At 69.4% G+C, this 20534-nt stretch carries 15 protein-coding genes; 2 read left to right on the forward strand and 13 right to left on the reverse strand.

Translation table 11 applies throughout. The annotated features are described in order from the left end of the window. Positions 1–28 precede the first annotated feature (28 nt). The gene (locus QO015_RS05755) at positions 29–1054 is read right to left on the reverse strand and encodes a LacI family DNA-binding transcriptional regulator (RefSeq protein WP_266280893.1); all 1026 of its coding nucleotides are present in this window, start codon (positions 1052–1054) and stop codon (positions 29–31) included. 263 nt (positions 1055–1317) lie between these two features. Between QO015_RS05755 and pepN the strand changes: the two genes are divergently transcribed. Beyond that, the gene (gene pepN / locus QO015_RS05760; RefSeq protein WP_266280892.1) at positions 1318–3951 is read left to right on the forward strand and encodes an aminopeptidase N; all 2634 of its coding nucleotides are present in this window, start codon (positions 1318–1320) and stop codon (positions 3949–3951) included. A gap of 217 nt (positions 3952–4168) precedes the next feature. Then, entirely contained in the window at positions 4169–6544 is a 2376-nt protein-coding gene (locus QO015_RS05765; protein WP_266280891.1) for a sensor histidine kinase, read from the forward strand. Here the strand turns inward: QO015_RS05765 and QO015_RS05770 are convergent. The 12 genes from QO015_RS05770 to QO015_RS05825 form a co-directional block, all read right to left on the reverse strand. Beyond that, entirely contained in the window at positions 6510–9515 is a 3006-nt protein-coding gene (locus QO015_RS05770; RefSeq protein ID WP_266280890.1) for a bifunctional [glutamine synthetase] adenylyltransferase/[glutamine synthetase]-adenylyl-L-tyrosine phosphorylase, read from the reverse strand. The two genes, QO015_RS05765 and QO015_RS05770, sit on opposite strands and share 35 nt — an antisense overlap. 12 nt (positions 9516–9527) lie before the next feature. After that, positions 9528–10922 carry a sensor histidine kinase gene (locus QO015_RS05775; protein ID WP_266280889.1) on the reverse strand — a complete coding sequence of 465 codons (1395 nt, stop codon included), beginning with the start codon at positions 10920–10922 and terminating at the stop codon, positions 9528–9530. Next, positions 10906–11586, reverse strand: coding sequence for a response regulator transcription factor (locus QO015_RS05780; RefSeq protein ID WP_266280888.1), 681 nt, complete (start codon positions 11584–11586; stop codon positions 10906–10908). Before QO015_RS05780 ends, QO015_RS05775 begins: the two co-directional genes overlap by 17 nt. 161 nt (positions 11587–11747) lie before the next feature. Next, complete coding sequence (locus QO015_RS05785) at positions 11748–13262, reverse strand: Do family serine endopeptidase (RefSeq protein WP_266280886.1); 1515 nt, start codon at positions 13260–13262, stop codon at positions 11748–11750. A gap of 138 nt (positions 13263–13400) precedes the next feature. After that, the gene (locus QO015_RS05790; protein WP_266280884.1) at positions 13401–13859 is read right to left on the reverse strand and encodes a cytochrome c-type biogenesis protein; all 459 of its coding nucleotides are present in this window, start codon (positions 13857–13859) and stop codon (positions 13401–13403) included. A 5-nt stretch (positions 13860–13864) separates the two neighbouring features. Then, on the reverse strand, positions 13865–15847 hold the full coding sequence (locus QO015_RS05795) for a heme lyase CcmF/NrfE family subunit (protein ID WP_266280883.1): 1983 nt from the start codon (positions 15845–15847) through the stop codon (positions 13865–13867). Next, the gene (gene ccmE, locus QO015_RS05800; RefSeq protein ID WP_266280880.1) at positions 15844–16314 is read right to left on the reverse strand and encodes a cytochrome c maturation protein CcmE; all 471 of its coding nucleotides are present in this window, start codon (positions 16312–16314) and stop codon (positions 15844–15846) included. The genes QO015_RS05795 and ccmE overlap by 4 nt, the downstream gene beginning before the upstream one ends. Before the next feature lie 22 nt (positions 16315–16336). Continuing rightward, positions 16337–17440, reverse strand: a complete 1104-nt coding sequence (gene ccmI, locus QO015_RS05805; protein WP_266280878.1) for a c-type cytochrome biogenesis protein CcmI — start codon at positions 17438–17440, stop codon at positions 16337–16339. Between the two features lie 99 nt (positions 17441–17539). Continuing rightward, positions 17540–18001 carry an RT0821/Lpp0805 family surface protein gene (locus QO015_RS05810; RefSeq protein WP_266280876.1) on the reverse strand — a complete coding sequence of 154 codons (462 nt, stop codon included), beginning with the start codon at positions 17999–18001 and terminating at the stop codon, positions 17540–17542. 110 nt (positions 18002–18111) lie between these two features. Then, positions 18112–19533 (reverse strand): ATP-binding protein, encoded by a 1422-nt coding sequence (locus QO015_RS05815; RefSeq protein WP_266280875.1) that lies wholly within the window; start codon positions 19531–19533, stop codon positions 18112–18114. Then, positions 19530–20198 (reverse strand): response regulator transcription factor, encoded by a 669-nt coding sequence (locus QO015_RS05820; RefSeq protein WP_266280873.1) that lies wholly within the window; start codon positions 20196–20198, stop codon positions 19530–19532. The genes QO015_RS05815 and QO015_RS05820 overlap by 4 nt, the downstream gene beginning before the upstream one ends. A 34-nt stretch (positions 20199–20232) precedes the next feature. Next, entirely contained in the window at positions 20233–20520 is a 288-nt protein-coding gene (locus tag QO015_RS05825) for a PepSY domain-containing protein (protein WP_266280871.1), read from the reverse strand. Between the last annotated feature and the right edge of the window lie 14 nt (positions 20521–20534).

Below are 20534 nucleotides of genomic sequence, written 5' to 3' on the forward strand. Positions count from 1 at the left end.
CGCGTCGCCGGAGCGGCGCTTTGCACGGTCAGGGCACGTTGTCCCTGACGAAGATGTCGATCCTGATACGCTCCTGCCCGGGGATGATCGGCAGACCTTCGCGGGCGGCGAGCAGCAGCCGCGCGGCGCTCCGCGCCATGTGGCCGGCATCCTGGTTGATGAGCGCGTCGATGGTGCCGCGGATGAGCTGGCGGCGGTTGAAGGGCGTCAGCTCGTGCGCGATGAACACGACGTCGCGGGCGCGGCCAGCCCTCTCCAGCGCGGCGACGATGCCCGCCGTACCGGCGCCGACATTGTAGACGCCGACGAGGTCGCGATGCTCGGCGAGCAGCGCGTCGGCGACCCGCTCGGCGCGGTCGTCGTCGTCGCGGCCCTCGCGGATCGGAAGCACCTCGAGATCGGGATATTCCCGCTCCACCACCTGTTCGAAGCCGTATTGCCGCTCGATATGGTCGCGCAGCGCCAGCGAGCCGGCGATCAGGCCGACCTTGCCGCTGCGGCGGCCGAGAAAGCGGCCGAGCAGCGTCGCGGCCGTCCGCCCGGCGGCGTAGTTGTCGACGCCGACGAAATGCGCGCGCCGCGTTCCCGGCAGGTCCGAGACGAGCGTCACGACCGTGGTGCCGCGGTCGGCCAGCATGTTCACCGCTTCGGCGACCGCCGGATGGTCGAGCGCCACCAGCGCGACGCCGTCGAGATCGGCCGGCAGCCTTTCCAGCGCCGTCGCCAGCATCTCGCCGTCGAAGACGTCGACATGGGTGAAGGTGATCCGGACGCGCTCGTGCAGATAGCGGTCCGCCGTCGCGCGGAACTCCTGCTCCAGGAGCGTCATGAACTCGTTGGCGCCGGTCGGCAGCACGACCTCGAACCGATAGTCGCGGCCGCGCGCGAGGCGGGAGGCGAGACGGTCGGGCTGGTAGTTGAGGCGTTCGATCGCCGCCTGGACCCGCTCGATGGTGCGCGCATGCACGCCGGCGCGGCCGTTCAGGACACGGTCGACCGTCGCGAGGCTGACACCCGCCTCCCGGGCGACATCCTGAAGCGTCGTCTTGCCCAAGCGCCGTTCCTCCTCGTCTGACGAGTTACCATCAGAAACTGAGGTAGGCAACTCAGACCCTTGCGATCATGGAGGAAATGCACCGTGGACAGTTGCCCGATTTTGCAGCCCCGACGCCGCCGAGGTTTGCGCAAGACGGCGGACTATGAAAGGATTCTAATCGACCAAGGGTTGCCGGGATCGGGGACCGAACGCAGACGGCGCGGTCTGCAGAGGACGCGAACAGCCACGCAAGGGGGCGGACGCGACAGGGAGGACGAAGCATGAAGGCTGCCGAGGCGCCGTTCCGACTGGCCGATTACGCGCCGCCCGCCTTCGATATCACGCATGTCGATCTCGATTTCCGGCTGGACCGCACGGAGACGCGTGTTCTGGCGCGGCTTTCGATCCGGCCGCGCGGCACCGCCACCGTGCTGGAACTCGTCGGCGACGAGCTCGTGCTCGCCGGCCTTTCCCTCGATGGCGCGCCGCTTGCCGCGGATGCCTTCACGGCGACGCCGTCCCTCCTGACCGTTCGGGCCGTGCCGGACCGGCCCTTCCTGCTCGAGATCGAGACGGTCATCGATCCCTCCGCCAACACCAAGCTGATGGGGCTCTACCGGTCGACCGGTGCCTATTGCACGCAGTGCGAGGCCGAGGGCTTCCGCCGCATCACCTATTTCCTCGACCGTCCGGACGTCCTCTCGGTCTACACGACCCGCATCGAGGCGCTGAAGAGCGAGGCTCCGCTGCTGCTCGCCAACGGCAATCCCGGCGCGCATGGCGACATTCCCGGCAGCGGCCGGCATTTCGCGGTCTGGCACGATCCGTTCCCGAAGCCCTCCTATCTGTTCGCGCTGGTGGCGGGCGATCTCGGCGCGGTGAAGGACAGCTTCACCACCATGTCGGGCCGCAAGGTCGATCTCGCCATCTATTGCGAGCATGGCAAGGAGGCACGTTGCCTCTACGCGATGGACGCGCTCAAGCGCTCGATGCGCTGGGACGAGACGGCGTTCGGCCGCGAATACGACCTCGACGTGTTCAACATCGTCGCCGTGTCCGACTTCAACATGGGCGCGATGGAGAACAAGGGCCTCAACATCTTCAACGACAAATACGTGCTCGCAGACCCGAACACGGCGACCGATGTCGACTATGCCAATGTCGAGGGCGTCATCGCTCACGAATATTTCCACAACTGGACCGGCAACCGCATCACCTGCCGCGACTGGTTCCAGCTCTGCCTGAAGGAAGGCCTGACCGTCTTCCGCGACCAGGAATTCTCGTCCGACATGCGCTCGCGCGCCGTGAAGCGCATCGCCGACGTGCGTACGCTGCAGGCGCGGCAGTTCCCCGAGGACGGCGGCCCCCTCGCCCATCCCGTCCGGCCGGAAATCTACCACGAGATCAGCAACTTCTACACGCCCACCGTCTACGAGAAGGGCGCCGAGGTCGTGCGGATGCTGCAAACCATCCTCGGCGAGGACGGGTTCAGGCGCGGCATGGATCTCTATTTCAACCGACACGACGGCGATGCCGCGACGATCGAGGACTTTCTCGCCTGCTTCGCCGAAGCGACCGGAGAGGATCTCACCCAGTTCAGTCTCTGGTACAGCCAGGCCGGGACGCCGCAGGTCGCCGCGCGGGGCGAGTTCGATGCCCGGCATCGCCGCTATCGCCTGACGCTGGCACAGAGCATCCCCGCCACGCCGGGCCAGCCGGTCAAGCGGCCGATGCAGATCCCCGTCCGGTTTGGCCTCATCGGCCCGAACGGCGAGGACCTGGACTTCGCCTCGGTGTCCGGCGCCCGGGTCGACGGCGACGTGATCCATCTGACCGCGGCCAGCCAGACCGTCACCTTCGAGGGCGTCTCGACGCGGCCGGTGCCCTCGCTGCTGCGCGGGTTCTCGGCGCCGGTGCGGCTCGCGATCGATGCCTCGGCGGAGGACCTGCTCTTCCAGGTGCGCGCCGACCGCGATCCGTTCAACCGCTGGCAGGCGGCTCAGACGCTGGCGATGCGCAGCCTCGTGGCGGGAGCCTCCGCGACTGCCGAAGGGCGGAACGGGGCCGCCGAACCGGCGCTGATTGACGCGCTCGGCGCCGTGCTGGACGACGAAAAGCTGGAGCCGGCCTTCCGCGCGCAGGTGCTTCAGATTCCGAGCGAGGCCGACATTGCCCGCGAGATCGGCGAAAATGTCGATCCCGACGCCGTGGCGGCGTCGCGCAAGCGGCTGCGGCTCGCCATCGTGTCGAGCCTCGGGCCGCGCCTCCTCGCGGTTCATACCGCGCTCGGCGCCGAGCAGTCCTATTCGCCCGACGCGGGCAATGCCGGCGTGCGGGCGCTGCGCAACGCGGTCCTCGACCTGATGGTCGCCTCGGGCAGCCGCGCCGCGGTCGGCGCCGCTGTCTGGCAGTTCGAGACGGCGGACAACATGACCGACCGCCTCGCGGCGCTCGCCGCCCTCTGCCATGCAGCGCTGCCGGAGCGGCTGTCCGCGCTCCATACCTTCCACGAGGCCTATCGCAGCGATCCGCTGGTGCTCGACAAGTGGCTGACGCTGGAGGCGAGCGTGCCCGCTCCGGAGACGCTCGACCGCGTCAAGGCGCTGCTCGCGCATCCCTCCTTCGCCGCCTCCAATCCCAACCGCGTGCGCGCGCTCGTCGGCGGCTTCGCGAGCCTCAACCAGGCGCAGTTCAATCGCGCGGATGGCGCAGGCTACGACTTCGTGGCGGATTTCGTGCTCGACCTCGATCGCCGCAATCCACAGACGGCGGCGCGCCTCCTGGTTGCCTTCCGCTCCTGGCGGTCGATGGAGCCCGTCCGCCGCGCCGCGGCGGAAGCGGCGCTCCGGCGGATCGCGTCGGCGCCGAAGCTCTCCCCCGACACGCTCGACATCGTCACGCGCACGCTCGCCTGAAGCCCGGCCCGCCGGTTTTCCAGCGGGTTATCCACGGCTTCGGCTTGGTTAACGAATATGATTAACGAAAGGCTAATTCCGCCTAGACAAGGCGAATCACCTCGATTCAAATGAGCCTGATTCGGGGCGTCGGCGTATCCCCGATGACAGCAGAAATCAGGGGGCTGGCATGGCGCGGGCGGGATTTGCCGGTGCGTCTCAGGGCGAACATTTGCCGATGTCGAAGACCATGTTCGCGCAGAAGGATGCCATTCCGGGCCATGCGCGACTGCTCGCCCAGCCGGCCTATGAGAAGCTGCTCGCCGCCGAGCCGATCCTGCGCCGGCTCATCCCGATCATCATCATCATCTTCCTGATCTTCGTCGCCTTTTCGCGCATCGTGCATCTCTACGACCTGCGTCTCGAGCGCGACGCCGAGGCGCGCGACATGATGACGATGGTCGCGACGGTGATCGCCGACCGCCTCGCGGCCGGCGAGCCGGCGCTGCCGCCCGACGGTTACCGTATGGCCGTGCAGACGCTGCTCGACAACGCGTTGCCGGCGGCGGCGCTCGACGGCGGCCGGCGCATTCTCGTCACCGACCCGACCGGCCGCATCGTCGCCACCGCGCCGCGCAGCCCGTCCGACGAGGGCCGCAAGTTCGACGACGCGGTGGGCGACGCGCAGCCGATGGTGATCTTCGGCGAGCGCGCCGGGGTCCTCCCCGTGACGCTGGAGGATGGCGGGCCGGCGCTCGGCACGCTGCGCCAGCTTTCGGGCGGGCTCGGCTATGTCGCGGTCGTGGCGCCGCAGTCGGCCATCTACAAGGGCTGGCGTGACGACGTCTCGCTCAACGTCACCGTCTTCGTCGGCACCAGCGCGATCCTTCTGGTGATCCTCTACGGCTATTTCGCGCAGTCGGCCCGCGCCCGGCAGGCGGACCGCATCTATCACGAGACCTATGCGCGCTTCGATACGGCGCTCCGGCGCGGCCGCTGCGGCCTCTGGGACTGGGACGTCGCGCGCGGCCGTCTGTTCTGGTCGAAATCCATGTTCGAGCTCGTCGGCATGGCGCCGCGCGACGCCCTGCTCGGCTTCGGCGAGGTCAACGCGCTGATCCATCCCGACGACGGCGACCTCATGGACCTCGTCGAGGCGCTGTACGAGACGGGCGAGACCACGGTCGACCGCATGTTCCGCATGCGCCGGGCCGGCGGCGGCTATGTCTGGCTGCGCATCCGGGTCGAGCTGGTCGATGCCGACGAGGCCGAGCCACATCTCATCGGCATCGCCGTCGACGTCACCGAGCAGATGCGCCTCGCCGAAAGCTCGCGCACTGCCGACCTTCGCCTTCGCGACGCGATCGAGACCATCTCGGAAGCCTTCGTGCTCTGGGACGCCGACAACCGCCTCGTGATGTGCAACTCGAAATACCAGCAATTGCACGGCATTCCGGATGCCGCGCTCGAGGCGGGCACGCCCTATGCGCAGGTGATCGCCGCCGGCCACCAGCCGATCGTGCGCACGCAGATCCCGACGGACGAGCGGCACGAGGCCGGCGGACGCAGCTTCGAGGCGCAGCTCAATGACGGCCGCTGGCTGCAGATCAACGAGCGGCGGACGAAGGACGGCGGCTTCGTCTCGGTCGGCACCGACATCACGACCATCAAGCGCCACGAAGAGAAGCTCATCGACGGCGAGCGGCGGCTGATGGCGACCATCGCCGACCTCCGCCAGTCGCGCCAGAAGCTCGAGCAGCAGGCCCGCGCCCTCGAGGTCCAGTCGAACGAGAACGAGGAGCTGGCGCAGAAATACGCCGCCGAGAAGGACCGCGCCAACGCCGCCAACCAGGCGAAGTCCGAGTTCCTCGCCAATATCAGCCACGAGCTGCGCACGCCGCTCAACGCCATCATCGGCTTCTCCGAGATCATGCGCACCGGCCTGTTCGGGCCGCTCGGCTCGCCGCGCTATCTCGAATATTGCGACGACATCCATGCGAGCGGCAATTTCCTGCTCAACGTCATCAACGACGTGCTCGACATGTCGCGCATCGAGGCGGGCCGCATGGCGCTCGACTTCGAGCCGCTGCCGCTCGACCAGATCGTCGAGGAAGCCTCCCGCGTCATGGGCGCCGAAGCCGAGATGCGCCATCTGACGGTCGAGGCCGATGTCGAGGCCGATCTGAAGCTCGTGGCCGACCGCCGCGCGGTGAAGCAGATGGTGCTGAACCTTCTCTCCAACGCCGTGAAGTTCACGCCGGACGGCGGCCGCGTGAACATCCGCGCCCGCCATATCGGTGAGGCGGTGACGATCTCGATCGAGGATACCGGCATCGGAATTCCGAAGGACGCGCTGAAGAAGCTCGGCCGGCCCTTCGAGCAGGTGCAGAACCAGTTCACCAAGAGCCACAAGGGCTCGGGTCTCGGGCTCGCCATCACCCGCTCGCTGGCCGAGCTGCATGGCGGCGCGATGCGTATCCGCAGCCACGAGGGCAAGGGCACGATCGTCTCGATCCGCCTGCCGCTGCGCCTGCCGCCCGGCCCGCCGACGCCGACCGGCGCCTCGGCCGGTGCCGCGCTCAGGCTCGGGGCTTCGGCGGAACCTTCCCGATAACGCGCGTGAACGAGGCGCGCACCTCCGCCTCGACCGATTTCAGATGCGCGTCGAGCGTCGGGAAATCCGGCAGCTCGGCGGCGCGCGACAGAAGCGCGAGCAGTCCGCGCGGCGCTTCCTCCGCCTTGAACGGACCATCGACGCAGAGCCGCAGCAGCTGCGTCAGCCGCTGATAGAGCCGCAGCGCCGGCAGGAGGATCTCGGCCTCGGCCTTCGGGATGAGCCTGGCGCGCGAGGCGGCGGCGAGCGCCGTCTCCGTCTCGGTCTGCAGCAGCTCCGGAATGGCGCGGCCATGCAGCAATTGCTGCGTCTGCGCGATGAACTCGATGTCGACGAGTCCGCCCGCCGTCTGCTTCAGGTCCCACGCGCCCTCTGAGGGCTTCTCGATCTGGAGCAGCGCGCGCATGTCGAGAACGTCGCCGATGACCTTCTTCGGTTCATGATGGCCGGATAGGACGGCGTGCACCGCGGCGGCGGCCTCGCGCATCAGCGAAGGATCGCCGGCGATCGGCCGCGCGCGCGTCAGCGCCATGTGCTCCCAGGTCCAGGCCGCTCCTGCCTGGTAGTCGGCGAAGGCGCGGATATGGGTCGCGAGCGGTCCCGCATTGCCGGAGGGGCGCAGGCGGAAATCGACAGCGTAGAGCGCGCCCTCCGCCGTGGGGGCCGAGATCGCCGCGATCAGGCGCTGCGTCAGGCGCGCGTAATACTGGCTGCCCATCAGCGGGCGCGGTCCGTCCGAGGCCGGCTCGCTCTCGTCGAAATCGTAGAGCAGGATCAGGTCGAGATCGGAGGCCGCCGTCATCTCGCGCCCGCCGAGCTTGCCCATAGCGACCAGCGCGACGCGACCCTGCTTCATCTGGCCATGCGCCGCCTCGAACGCCCGCCGCACATTGTCGAGCAGCGTGCCGACGAGAAGTTCGGCGAGATCGGCATAGGCGAAGCCGGCCGCGCGCGCCGCCACCGTGCCGGCGAGGACACGGACCCCGATCAGGAAGGACTGCTCCTTGCCGAAGATGCGGACGCGGTCGAGCACCTCCTCGATCGCGCCGGCGCCGTCCAGCAGCGCTTCGAGCCGCGCGGCGAGCGTCGCGCGATCGGGAAGCCGCCCGAAAAAGGCCGGGTCGAGCAGCGCGTCGAGCACATGCGGCCGCGCGGTCACGATGTCGGCGAGGCGCGGCGCGGTTCCCATCACAAGCGCGAGGAGGTTCAGAAGGCCGGGATTGGAGGCGAGCAGCGCGAAGAGCTGGACGCCGGCCGGAAGGCGCGACAGCAGGCGGTCGAAGGCGTTGAAGGCAGCGTCGGCATTGTCGGAGCCGGCGAAGGCTTCGAGCAGGGACGGCGTGATCTCGGTCAGCCGCTCGCGGGCGGCCGAGGAACGCATGGCCGGATAGCGGCCGAAATGCCAGCCGCGCACCGTGCGGCTCACCTCGCGCGGATTGACATAGCCGAGCGAGGCGAGCGTCGCGACCGTTTCCGGATCCTCGTCGTCGCCGGTGAAAACGAGGCTTCCGAGGCTGGAGGCGAGCGGCGGCGCCGTCTCGAACAGGCGGATATAGTGGTCGCGCACCGCCTCCAGCGTCTTGCGCAGCGCGGCCGAGAACGGCTTCACGCCACGAAAGCCGCTGAGCCGGGCGACCGCGTCGAGACCGGCCTCGTCCTCGGGCAGCACATGCGTCTGCTCGTCGGCGCGCATCTGAAGGCGATGCTCGACGGCGCGCAGCTCGCGATAGCAGCGGGCGAGACTGGTGGCGGTTTCGCCGTCGATCCAGCCTTTCGCCTCGAGCGCGTCCAGCATCGCGATGGTCTGGCGACCGCGCAGCCCGGGATCGCGGCCGCCGGCGATCAGCTGCTGAGTCTGCACGAAGAACTCGATCTCGCGGATGCCGCCCCGCCCGAGCTTGATGTTGTGGCCAGCGATGGCGACGCTCTCGTGCCCGCGGTGGTCGTGGATCTGGCGCTTGATCGAGTGGATGTCGGCAATGGCGGCGAAATCGAGATATTTGCGCCAGACGAAGGGCGTCAGCTCGGCGAGGAAGGCGTCGCCCGCTGCGATGTCGCCCGCCACCGCGCGCGCCTTGATCATGGCCGCGCGCTCCCAGTTCTGCCCGCTCGATTCGTAATACTGGAAGGCGGCCGGCGTCGAGATGGCGAGCGGCGTCGAGCCGGGGTCGGGCCTGAGGCGGAGGTCGGTGCGGAAGACATAGCCGTCGGCGGTGCGCTCCTGCATGAGCCGCACGAGCCGGCGCGTCAGCCGCACGAAGAAGGTCCCGATCTCGTCACGATCCGCGACCCGCGCGATGTCCGGATCGAACAGTACGATGAGGTCGATGTCGGAAGAGTAGTTCAGCTCGGCGGCGCCGTATTTGCCCATGCCGAGGATGATCCAGCCACTCCCGGCGGCCGGGTCGCCGGCATCGGCGAGCGTGACGGCGCCCGCGCGGGCCGCGTCGCGCAGCAGGAAGGCGACGGCGGCGCCGAGCGCGGCATCGGCGAAGGTGGTGAGCCGCCCTGTCACCTCGTCGACGCCCCAGACGCCGCCGAGGTCGGCGAGACCGACGACCAGCGCGACCTCGGCCCGCGCCCTGCGCAGCCCCTGCATCACGGCCGCCTCGTCCTCGGCGCTGCCGAGCGCGCGCGTTGCCGCGATGAGGGCATCGAACCGGGCCTCCGGCGGCGCGCCGAGGATGGCCAGCCAGCGGGCGGGATCGGCGAGCGCCGTTTCCTTGAGGAAGGTCGACGCCGCGAAGACGCTTTCGTGGAAGGCTTCGAGAGGGGGATGCGCGGCAGCGAGCGCGCGCCACGCATCCAGCAGGCCGGCATCGCGGAGCGCCTCGACGATGGCTGCCGTGGCGATCTTCCGCTCGGCGGCTTTCGGCGGGGGCACCACCGGCGCGATGCGCGCGGCGAGCGACGCCGCGTCGGTCTCCCCGGCGGGATCGGCGCCGTCCTGGTTCCGCCGGTCCCTCGCCATGATCCCTCCGCGTCAGCTCCCTGCCGGGAAACGGAGCGTCACGACGAGCCCCGGACCGGCATCCGAAAGCGATATCGCACCGTGATGGAGCTTTGTCACGGCCTCGACCAGGCTGAGGCCGAGCCCGCTGCCGGGTTGCGAGCGGCTCTTCTCGAGGCGGACGAAGCGCTGCAGCACGCGCTCGCGATCCGCCGCCGGGATGCCGGGGCCGTTGTCTGCGACGCTGACGACGATGTCCGGCCCCTCGCGCCGCGCCGTGACGCGCACCCGCGCGGTCCTGGGCGGGTTCTCGCCGCTGCGCACATATTTGATCGCGTTGTCGACGAGATTGCCGAGCGCCTGGCTGACCAGCTCGCGGCTGCCGACCATGGGAAGCGGCTCCTCCAGCGAGAGCTCGAGATAGACCTCGGCCTCCTCGGCAACCGGCTCGTAGAACTCGGCGACATCGGCGACGATGCGGGCGAGATCGAGCGCGGTCAGCGCCGCGTCGGGCGAGCCCGCCTCGACGCGCGCGATCATCAGCAGCGCATTGAAGGTGCGGATCAGCTGGTCGGCGTCCTCGATCGTCGCCTCCAGCGCCTCGCGATATTCCTCGTTCCGGCCTTCGCCCGCCAGCGCGGCCTCGACGCGGGTTCGCATGCGCGTCAGCGGCGTCTTCAGATCGTGCGCGATATTGTCGGACACCTCCTTGAGCCCGGAGAGCAGGGTCTCGATCCGGTCGAGCATGGCGTTGAGGCTGGAAGCGAGACGGTCGAACTCGTCGCCCGAACCGGTGACCTCGAGCCGGCCCGAGAGATCGCCGGCCATGATGCGCAGGCTCGTCGCCGAAACCTGGTCGATGCGCTTCAGCACGCGCCGCGAGACGAAGAACCACGACGTGAGCGCGAGCATGATCAGCAGGCCGACGCCGATCACCATGGCCTTCGCGACGACGGTGCGGATGCGGTCGATTTCGCTGATGTCGCGGCCGACCAGCATGATGAGGCCGTTCGGCAGCGGCAGCACCTGCACCATGGCGAGATTGCTCGTCCGCTCTCCCTCGAGCCGCTTGTAGGGCACGGTGACGGGATCGAGGCCGCTCTGCTTCAGCAGCGCCGGCGGCACTTCGGTGACGTTGCCCGCGACGACGTTGCCGTCCTTGTCTGCGATGACATAGAGGCTGGCGCCGGGCACGCGGCTCCTCTGCTCGATCGCCGCGACGATGCCGGTCAGGCCCTTGGACAGCCCCTCGTCGGCGAGGATGCCGATCTCGGCCTCGATCGAATCGCGCACCTGCTGGGTGAGCACGCGGTCCGTCTCGCGCGAGATCCAGCCGACGAAGGCGATCGCGAACACCGTGAAGACGATGAAATAGATCGCCGATAGCTTGAACGCCGTCGTGCGGACGACCTTACCGATGGCTGTCACGGATCATGTATCCGGCGCCGCGCACGGTGTGCACCAGCGTGTCCTTGAAGCCCTTGTCGACCTTGGAGCGCAGGCGCGAGATATGGACGTCGATGACGTTGGTCTGGGGATCGAAGTGATAGTCCCAGACATTCTCGAGCAGCATCGTCCGCGTCACGACCTGGCCGGCATGCTTCATCAGATATTCGAGCAGGCGGAACTCGCGCGGCTGCAACGGGATCGGCGTGCCCGCGCGGCGGACCTGATGGCTCAGGCGGTCGAGCTCGAGGTCTCCGACGCGCAGCAGCGTCTCCGCCTCGCCCGGCTTGCGGCGGCGGGCGAGGACCTCGATGCGGGCAAGCAGTTCGGAAAAGGCATAGGGCTTGCCGAGATAGTCGTCGCCGCCGGCCCTGAGGCCGGTGACGCGGTCGTCGACCTGGCCGAGCGCGGAGAGGATGAGCACCGGGGTATCGTTGCCCTTCGCCCGCGCCTCGGCGACGAGCGTCAGCCCATCCTTCTTCGGCAGCATGCGGTCGACGATCATCACGTCGTAGCGGTTGGCCTCGGCGAGGAAGGCGCCCTCCTCCCCGTCGGCGGCGTGGTCGGGCACATGGCCCGCCTCCTTGAGCGCCTTGACGAGATAGGCGGCGGTCTCTCGGTCGTCTTCGACAAGCAGGATGCGCATGGCGGGAGGTTAGCCGATTCACGCCGGCGGGACAGCGGCGCCGGAAGGGAGGCCCCCGAAATGAAACGGCAGGCGGGGGGCGCCGCCTGCCGATCTTGCGGCGGCTGCCGGCAATACAACGCCGGCAACCGTCGCGAAGCGAAGGCTTCGAGGCCCTGCGATCAGGCCTTGCCGAAGGGCAGCGCGACGAAGCGGGTGTGATCGCCCGACTTCACGCGGACCAGCACGGCCTTCATGCCCGACTTCTTGGCATCGACGACCTCGCGCTCGACATCGGCCGGGCGTCTGACTTCGCTGCCGCCCACGGCGAGGATGACGTCGCCGGCCTGGATGCCCTGCTCGGCGGCGGTGCCGTTCGGGTCGACCTCGGAGACGACGACGCCCTTGTCGTCGGGTGCCGAGGTCAGAGCGAGGCCGAGATCGGCCACGGAAGCCGGCTTCGCCGGCTCGTCGGCGCTCGCCATCTTCTCCTCGTTCGGCAGCTTGCCGAGCTTGACCTCGACGGTCTGGTCCTTGCCGCCACGCACGATGCCGATCTTGACCGTCGTGCCCGGCGCATAGCCGGCGATGATCTGCGACAGCTTGCGGGCATCCTCGACCGGCTTGCCGTCGACCGAGAGGATCGCGTCGCCGGACTTGATTCCGGCCTGGGCAGCGGGGCTGTCCGCCTGCGGCTCGGCAACGAGCGCGCCCTTGGCGTCAGCGAGCTTGAGGCTGTCGGCGATATCGCGGGTGATCGGCTGGATCTGAACGCCGAGCCAGCCGCGCACCACTTCGCCATGATCCTTCAGGTCGGCGATGACGCGCTGCGCCGTCGCGGCCGGAATGTCGAAGGCGATGCCGACATTGCCGCCCGAGGGCGAATAGATGGCGGTGTTGATGCCGATGACCTGGCCGTCCATGTTGAAGGTCGGGCCGCCGGAGTTGCCCTTGTTCACCGAGGCGTCGATCTGGATGAAGTCGTCGTAGGAGCTGGCGCCGATGTCACGGCCGAGCGCCGAGACGATACCGGCCGTCACCGTGCCGCCGAGGCCGAACGGATTGCCGACCGCGACCACCCACTCGCCGACCCGAACCGTGCCCGGCGAGAACTCGACATAGGTGAACTTCTCCGGCGCATCGACCTTCAGGAGCGCGAGGTCGGTCTTCGGATCGGTGCCGATCAGGCGGGCGGAGTATTCCTTGCCGTTCGAATCGGTGATCGTGAAGTCGCTCGAGCCGTCGACGACATGGTTGTTGGTGACGAGATAGCCATCCTCGGAGATGAAGAAGCCCGAGCCGAGGCCGACGGCCCTGTGCATCTGCGGACGCTTGCCGAGACCGTTCTGCTGGTCCTGGAACTGCTTGAAGAAGCGCTCCATCGGCGAGCCGGGCGGGAACTGGCCGGGATTGGGGATCGGCAGGCCGTTGCCGCTGTCCTCGTCCGAGACATCGGACACCTCGGCCTTGACGCGGACCGACACGACGGCCGGCTTCACCTTGTCGACGAGGTCGGCGAAATTGGGGAGCTGCGCCTGGCTCTGGACCCGCACCGGCTCGGCATAGGCCGGGGTGCGCACATCCATGACGGCGCCGCCGGCCAGACCGCCGACGATCAGCGCCGCGGCCGCGGTGCCGAGCAGCACGCGGGAGCGGATGCCGTGACGGGGCTGGCGGGAGCTGTTGAGATCGCTCATCGGGATTTCCTTCTCGATTTCCGTATCGGGTGAACCGCGGCCCGGGGGGCGAAACCGCAATTCTCGAGGAGGAGAGTGACGCCGGCGACCTTACGGACGGCTGTCACCCCGATGAATGTTTCGTAATGTGGCCGCCGGTCAGTCGTCCCGGGCGAGGAGAGCCTCGACGCGGGCCTCCTCCTCGGCCGAGAGACGCTGGGGCTCCGCGGCCCGGCGGCGGCGGAAGAGCCCGATCGAGAGCGCGGCGCCGGCGATCAGCACCAGCGGCGCGGCGCCCCACAGCAGGGCCGTGTGCCAGGCGAAGGCCGGCTTCAGCAGCACATACTCGCCGTAGCGCGCCACGAGGAAATCCTTGACGGCGGCGTCGCTGTCGCCCGCCTTCAACCGCTCGCGGATGAGCACGCGCAGGTCACGGGCAATCTCGGCGTCCGATTCGTCGATCGACTGGCTCTGGCAGATGAGGCAGCGCAGCTCCGTCGAAAGCGCGCGCGCCCGCGCCTCGAGCGCCGGGTCGGGCAGCATTTCGTCCGGCTGCACGGCGAGCGCCGGGGAAAGGCCGACCATGAGCGCCAGCAGGACGGCCGCGAGCCGCGCCATGGCCGTCACTCCGCCGCCGCCACGGCCGCGCCGCGCCGGGCCGGCTTCGGTGCTCCGACGCGCAGCCGCCGGTCGGACAGCGACAGCGCGCCGCCGAGCGCCATGACCACGGCGCCGATCCAGATCAGCGTCACCAGCGACTTCCAGTAGACGCGCACCACCGTCGCGCCGTCGGGCTTGATGTCGCCGAGCGAGACATAGAGCTGCGAGAGGCCGAAGGTCTGGATCGCCGATTCCGTGGTCGGCATGTTCTGCACCGTGTAGAGCCGCTTTTCGGGCGCCAGCGTCGCCACGACGGCGCCGCCCTCGCGGACGGTGAAGCGCGCCGCCGTGCCGCTATAGGTGCCGCCCGACACCGGCAGGAAGCCGTCCATCGTCAGCGACCGGCCGCCGGCCTCGACGGTGTCGCCCGGCTTCATCGTGGTGATCAGCTCGGTGTTCCAGGCGTTCGACGCGACGATGCCGAGCACCGTGAGGCCGAGGCCGAGATGGGCGAGCGTCGTGCCGAAGGCGGCGCGCGGCAGCCCGGACGCGCGGCGGAAGCTCTCGGCGAGCGGCGCGCGGAACAGCTTGACGCGGAAGGCGATCTCGCAAAGCGAACCCGTGATCAGCCACACCGCGAGCGCGAGGCCGAGCACGGCCAGCGCCTTTCCGGTGCCGGCGAGAGCGAGGCCGACGACGATCGTCGCGAGGACGAGGACGAAGGCCGCGAAGAGGCGCTGGGCGGCGGCATAGAGATCGCCGCGCTTCCAGGCGAGCAGCGGTCCGAACGGAACCGCGATGAGCAGCGGCACCATCAGCGGCCCGAAGGTCATGTCGAAGAAGGGCGCGCCGACCGAGATCTTCTCGCCCGTCACCGCCTCCAGCGCCAGCGGATAGAGCGTGCCGGTGAGAACGGTCGCGCAGGCCGCCGTGAGCAGCAGATTGTTGAGGACGAGCGCCCCCTCGCGGCTGATCGGCGCGAACAGCCCGCCTTGCGCCAGCGTCCCGGCGCGCAGCGCGAACAGCGAGAAGCTGCCGCCGATGAAGAGGCAGAGGATGACGAGGATGAAGACGCCGCGCGCCGGATCGGAGGCGAAGGCATGCACCGAGGTCAAGACACCCGAGCGGACGAGGAAGGTGCCGAGCAGCGACAGCGAGAAGGTCAGGATGGCGAGCAGAACCGTCCAGATCTTCAGTGCGTCGCGCTTCTCCATCACGATCGCCGAATGGAGCAGCGCGGTCGCCGCGAGCCAGGGCATGAAGCTCGCATTCTCGACCGGGTCCCAGAACCACCAGCCGCCCCAGCCGAGCTCGTAATAGGCCCAGTAGGAGCCCATGGTGATGCCGAGCGTCAGGAACACCCAGGCCGCCAGCGTCCAGGGCCGCACCCAGCGCGCCCAGGCGGCGTCGATGCGTCCGTCGATCAGCGCCGCGATGGCGAAGGCGAACGAGATCGAGCAGCCGACATAGCCGAGATAGAGCAGCGGCGGATGGATCGCGAGGCCGATATCCTGCAGCACGGGATTGAGATCGCGGCCCTGCGCGGGCGCGGGATCGAGGCGCAGGAAGGGGTTGGACGTCGCCAGGATGAAGGCGAGGAAGGCGGTGCCGATCGCCGACTGGACGGCGAGGACGAGCGCCTTCAGCTTCAGCGGCAGATTGTTTCCGAACAGCGCGACCAGCCCGCCGAACAAGGCGAGGATCAGCACCCAGAGCAGCATCGAGCCTTCGTGATTGCCCCAGACGCCGCTGATCTTGAAGATGAGCGGCTTCAGCGAATGCGAGTTCTCGACGACGTTGCGGACCGAGAAATCCGAGACGAGATAGGCATGCGTCAGCGCGCCGAAGCTGAAGGCGACGAAGACGAGAACGACCAGCGAGGCGCTCGGCGCCACCGCCATCAGCCGCCGGTCGCCGACGAGCGCGCCATAGAGCGGCAGGATCGCACCGGCGATGGAAAGCGCCAGAGCGAGGACCAGCGCGTAGTGGCCGAGTTCGACGATCACCGCGTCACCGTCTCGGGAGCCGGACCTTCGGCCGCCGCCTCGGGCCGCCACTCGCCGCTCTTCTTCAGCGCCTCGACGACCTCCTTGGGCATATAGGTCTCGTCATGCTTGGCGAGGATCGTGTCGGCCTGGAAGAGGCCGGCGCCGTCCACCTTGCCCTCGGCAACGACGCCCTGCCCCTCCCGGAAGAGGTCGGGCAGCATGCCGGTATAGTGAACCGGGATCGCCGCCTTGCCGTCGGTGACGGCGAAGCGGACCTCTGTCCCGTCCTTGACGACGCTTCCGGCCTCGACGAGACCGCCGAGCCTGAGGCGCCGCTCGGGCGGAGGCGGATTGGACGCGACCTCCGAAGGGGTCGCGAAGAAGGCGATACCGTCCGACAGCGCGAAGAGGATCAGCCCGACCGCGCTGGCGAGCACCAGTCCGGCGAGGCCGATCAGGGTGAGACGTCGCTGCTTCCGCGTCATCCTTGCTCCGCTTCCTCTCCGCTCAAGGCTTCGCCGTGCCGACGCCGTTCTCGCTCGCCACCTTCTCGACGGCCGCGAGAAGCTCCGGCTTCGAGGCCAGTGCCGTGCGCGCCCTGGCCAGCGCCGCGCTGGCGTCGTCCGGCCTGCCGAGCACCATATAGGCGCGGAAAAGGCGCGCCCACCCCTCGGCATCCTCGGGCGCGGCATCGAGCCGCGCCGCCAGCGAGGCCACCATGCCCTCGATCATCGCCTGCTGCTCCTGCGGCGACTTCCCGGCCGCCGCCTGCATGTCAGAGGCGGTCGGGCCGGGCTGCGGGTTTTCGAGGCTGGCGAGTTCGCTCTTCGCGACCGGCAGCCAGGGCGCATCCTGCGGCGCACCGTCGATCAGCGCCTGCCAGGCGGCGATCGCAGCCGGCCTGTCGCCCGACTGGGTCACCGCGACGGCACTGTAGAAGCGCGCGCGGTCGTTGTTCGGATCAAGCGCCAGCGCCCGCGCGAACGCGGCCTTGGCATCGGCCGTCACCACGCCCCCGTCGCGGGCGGTCATCGCCTCGCCGAGCCGCGCCTCGCGGTCGGCGGTCGAGCCGAGCAGGCGGATGGCGTTGCCGAAGGCGCGAACCGCGTCGTCGTCGCGGCCGAGCCGGGCATAGACGGGGCCGAGGATCTCCCAGCCGGTGCCGTCCTCCGGCGATTCCTTCAGATGCTGCTCGACGCGGCCGATCAGCGTCGCGATTTCCGCGTCGGCCGCGGTGGCCGTCTGGCGGGCGGCGAGCGGCTGGTCCGGCAGCTGTGGCGCACCGATCCTGAGATAGACGCCGAGCGCGATGGCGGGAACGAGAATGGCGGCGGCGACGAAGCCGATGCGGCCGGCCCGGCGCCCGTCGGGGCCGGAGTCCGCCGCTGCGCCGTCAGCCTTCAGGAGCCGTCGCGACAGCTCGATCCGCGCGGCCTCGGCCTCCGTCTCGCCGATGAGGCCGCGCTCGCGGTCACGCGTCAGTTCGTCGAGCTGGTCGCGGTAGATGGACCTGGCGGACCCCTCCGCAGCCGCGGGCCGGCGCCCGATCGGCACCAGCACGGCAAGCGCGGCGGCCACCGTCATGACGGCCATGAGGATCCATTGCAGCATCGGTTCCACTGTCCCGGCCCATGCTTAGCGGGCCGGGCGCGCCGGTGCATATCACATTCCCTCGCGCCCAGGATCGGGCGGAGAGTCGCGGCCCCGCGATCAGCTCACGGGGCGCCAGGTGCCGTCGGGCTGGCGGCAGGCGGTGCCGCGCGCCGTCTGCGGCTGGCCGTCGATCCAGATCTGGTGCGTGTAGTCGCGGCACTCGTAGTTGTTGACGCGATAGGCCGGGCCGGGGACGACCTCGCCGCGCGCATTGCCCTGCGACCAGCCGACCGGCGTGCCGGGGCGGCCGGTCTCCAGCGCCTGCACCTGCGCCGCGGCGGCGCGCTGCTGCTGCTGCGCGTCGAGGCTGACGCCGATGGCATTGCCGATGAACGCACCGACCAGGCCGCCGGCGATCGTCGCGGCGACCTTGCCGTCGCCCGAGCCGAACTGGTTGCCGACCAGCGCGCCGAGAGCGGCGCCGGAAACGACGCCGACCTGCTGGTTGGTGGGGCCGCCCTGGCAGGATGCCAGCGCGAGGCTGGTCAGGCCGACGACGACGATGGGTGCGAACCGCATGCTGCCTCTCACGTTTTATGGCGCCCGGGGATGCGCCTTGGTTGTCACTGCCGCCCTTCCTACACCGAGATGGCGGAAATTTGGTTACCGATCGATGACGACGCGTCGTCTCAGGCGTCGGCGGCCGGCAGCGTGACCACCGCGCGCAATCCGCCCAGCGGCGACCTGTCCATCGCGAAGTCGCCGCCATAGAGCCCGGCGAGGTCGGTGACGATCGAAAGGCCAAGCCCCGAGCCCGGCTTGCTCTCGTCGAGGCGGCGGCCACGGCGGGTGGCCTCGGCCATTTCCGCTTCCGTCAGGCCGGGGCCGTCGTCGTCGACGCGGACGACGACGACGGCATCCTCGCCCTCCCCGATCCGCTCGACCGTGACCGCGACCCGCGACGCCGCCCATTTGCAGGCATTGTCGACGAGATTGCCGGTGATCTCCTCGAGATCCTGCTGCTCGCCGCGGAAGCGGGCGCCCGGCGCGACGGTGAGCGCGACCTCGATGCCGCGGTCGCCATGGATGCGGCCCATGGCGCGCACCAGCCGCTCCAGAACCGGCTGCACCTCGGTCACCGCTCCGATCACCTTGGAGCGCGCCGCGATGCGCGCGCGGTCGAGATGGTGGTTGATCTGCATGCGCATGATCTCGGCCTGCTCGATCACCTTGGCCGCGAGCGGACCGCCCGCCGATCGCGCCTCGTTGGTGATGACGGAAAGCGGCGTCTTCAGCGCATGAGCGAGGTTGCCGACATGGGTGCGCGCCCGCTCGATGATCTCCTGGTTGGAGGCGATGAGCGCGTTGAGTTCGCGGGCGAGCGGTTCGAGTTCGGCGGGGAATGGTCCTTCCAGCCGCTGCTCGCGGCCGGAGCGCATCTCGGCGAGGCTGCGCCGTACGCGGTCGAGCGGCCGCAGCCCGAGGCGGATCAGCACGCCCGTCGCGGCGATGAGCCCGGCGCCGAACACGGCCAGCGTCAGCATCACGCTGGTGCGGAAGGAGCGGATCTCCTGCTCCAGATCGCTGGCATTGCCCGCGATCAGCACGTCGTAGCGGTGATCGGCATCGAAGATGATCGTGCGGCTGAGGACGCGCAGCTCCTGCCCGTCGGGCCCGGTCATGACGGCCGATTCGACGCCGTCGACCGTCTTCGCGTCGCGCGCCTTGGCGAGATCGAGCGTGTCGGTCGCCAGCGAGCGCGAGGCGAGCACCACCGGGCCGCCCTCCTGGCGCACCTGCCAGTACCAGCCGGAATAGATGAGTTCGAAGCGCTGTTCGCCGAGATTGCCGGGATCGCCGAGCTGGCCGGGCGTCTGGTTGGCGAGGTTGCCGACCAGCGTCTTCAGATAGACGGCGAGCCGCTCGTCGAAGCCGCGCTCGACCGTGTCGCGATAGAGCGCGGTGAGGATCAGCGCCGCGGCGACGAGCGCGATCGCCGCCCAGACCGCGGCGCCGGCGACGAGGCGGAAGGCGAGCGAATCGAGGCGCGGCCGCCAGCCGCGCCGACCGCCCGCCCTCGCGGGCCTGGCGAGCCTGCCGTCGCCGCTCATGAGCTTTTCGGCGTGACGATCCGGTAGCCGAGCCCGCGCACCGTATCGATGAGGTCGGGCGCCACCTTCTTGCGCAGCCGCCCGACAAAGACCTCGATCGTGTTCGAGTCGCGGTCGAAATCCTGGTCGTAGAGATGCTCGATCAGCTCGGTGCGCGATACGACGCGGTCGCGGTGGTGCATCAGATATTCGAGCACCTTGTATTCATGCGAGGTGAGCTTCACCGGATTGCCGTCGACGGTGACGCGGCTCGCCTTGGTGTCGATGCGCACCGGGCCGCACTCGATCTCGTTGGTGGCGTGGCCGGCGGCGCGGCGCACAAGCGCGCGGATGCGGGCCAGCACCTCCTCGATATGGAAGGGCTTGGCGACATAGTCGTCGGCGCCGGCGTCGATGCCCTGCACCTTGTCGCTCCAGCGGTCGCGCGCCGTGAGGATCAACACCGGCATGTTGCGTCCCTCGCGGCGCCAGGCCTCGAGCACGCTGATGCCGTCCATGCGCGGCAGGCCGATATCGAGCACGACGGCGTCATAGGGCTCGGTGTCGCCGAGATAATGCCCCTCCTCGCCGTCGCGCGCGGTGTCCACCGTGTAGCCGGCATTGCGGAAGGCTTCGCCGAGCTGGCGGTTCAGGTCGGGATCGTCTTCGACGACGAGAATTCGCATGGGCAGTTCCCAAGTCAGTGACCGGCGAGCCGGTTCAGTTGCCGGCGACGGCGCCGCTGCGGGCGTCGATCGTGAGCCGCTGGACCTTGCCCCCCTCGCCCAGCACGTTGACCACATAGACGAGCCCGCCGCCCCCGCGGCAGAGCTGCGCCGAGACGACGTCGCCCGGAAGGCTGCCCCGCACCTGGCTGAGCGAGATCGCCTCGCCGTTCTGCACCGCCTGGCGCGCCTCGGCCTGCGAGAGGCAGCCCTGCGCGAACGCCGTCCCGGGCTGGAGGAGCCCGATGACGGCGATGAGAAGCAAGAGGCGCGGCGAGATCATGGCCGTTCTTCTAG

The sequence above is a fragment of the Kaistia geumhonensis genome, from assembly GCF_030815145.1.
GTDB classification, from domain to species: Bacteria; Pseudomonadota; Alphaproteobacteria; order Rhizobiales; family Kaistiaceae; genus Kaistia; species Kaistia geumhonensis.

Bases quoted from the DNA above. Each gene is read 5' to 3' on its own strand.
- pepN (WP_266280892.1), top strand. From the start codon at position 1,318: ATGAAGGCTGCCGAGGCGCCGTTCCGACTGGCCGATTACGCGCCGCCC.
- QO015_RS05765 (WP_266280891.1), top strand. From the start codon at position 4,169: ATGTCGAAGACCATGTTCGCGCAGAAGGATGCCATTCCGGGCCATGCG.
- QO015_RS05770 (WP_266280890.1), bottom strand. From the start codon at position 9,515: ATGGCGAGGGACCGGCGGAACCAGGACGGCGCCGATCCCGCCGGGGAG.
- QO015_RS05780 (WP_266280888.1), bottom strand. From the start codon at position 11,586: ATGCGCATCCTGCTTGTCGAAGACGACCGAGAGACCGCCGCCTATCTC.
- QO015_RS05785 (WP_266280886.1), bottom strand. From the start codon at position 13,262: ATGAGCGATCTCAACAGCTCCCGCCAGCCCCGTCACGGCATCCGCTCC.
- QO015_RS05790 (WP_266280884.1), bottom strand. From the start codon at position 13,859: ATGGCGCGGCTCGCGGCCGTCCTGCTGGCGCTCATGGTCGGCCTTTCC.
- ccmE (WP_266280880.1), bottom strand. From the start codon at position 16,314: ATGACGCGGAAGCAGCGACGTCTCACCCTGATCGGCCTCGCCGGACTG.
- ccmI (WP_266280878.1), bottom strand. From the start codon at position 17,440: ATGCTGCAATGGATCCTCATGGCCGTCATGACGGTGGCCGCCGCGCTT.
- QO015_RS05810 (WP_266280876.1), bottom strand. From the start codon at position 18,001: ATGCGGTTCGCACCCATCGTCGTCGTCGGCCTGACCAGCCTCGCGCTG.
- QO015_RS05815 (WP_266280875.1), bottom strand. From the start codon at position 19,533: ATGAGCGGCGACGGCAGGCTCGCCAGGCCCGCGAGGGCGGGCGGTCGG.
- QO015_RS05820 (WP_266280873.1), bottom strand. From the start codon at position 20,198: ATGCGAATTCTCGTCGTCGAAGACGATCCCGACCTGAACCGCCAGCTC.
- QO015_RS05825 (WP_266280871.1), bottom strand. From the start codon at position 20,520: ATGATCTCGCCGCGCCTCTTGCTTCTCATCGCCGTCATCGGGCTCCTC.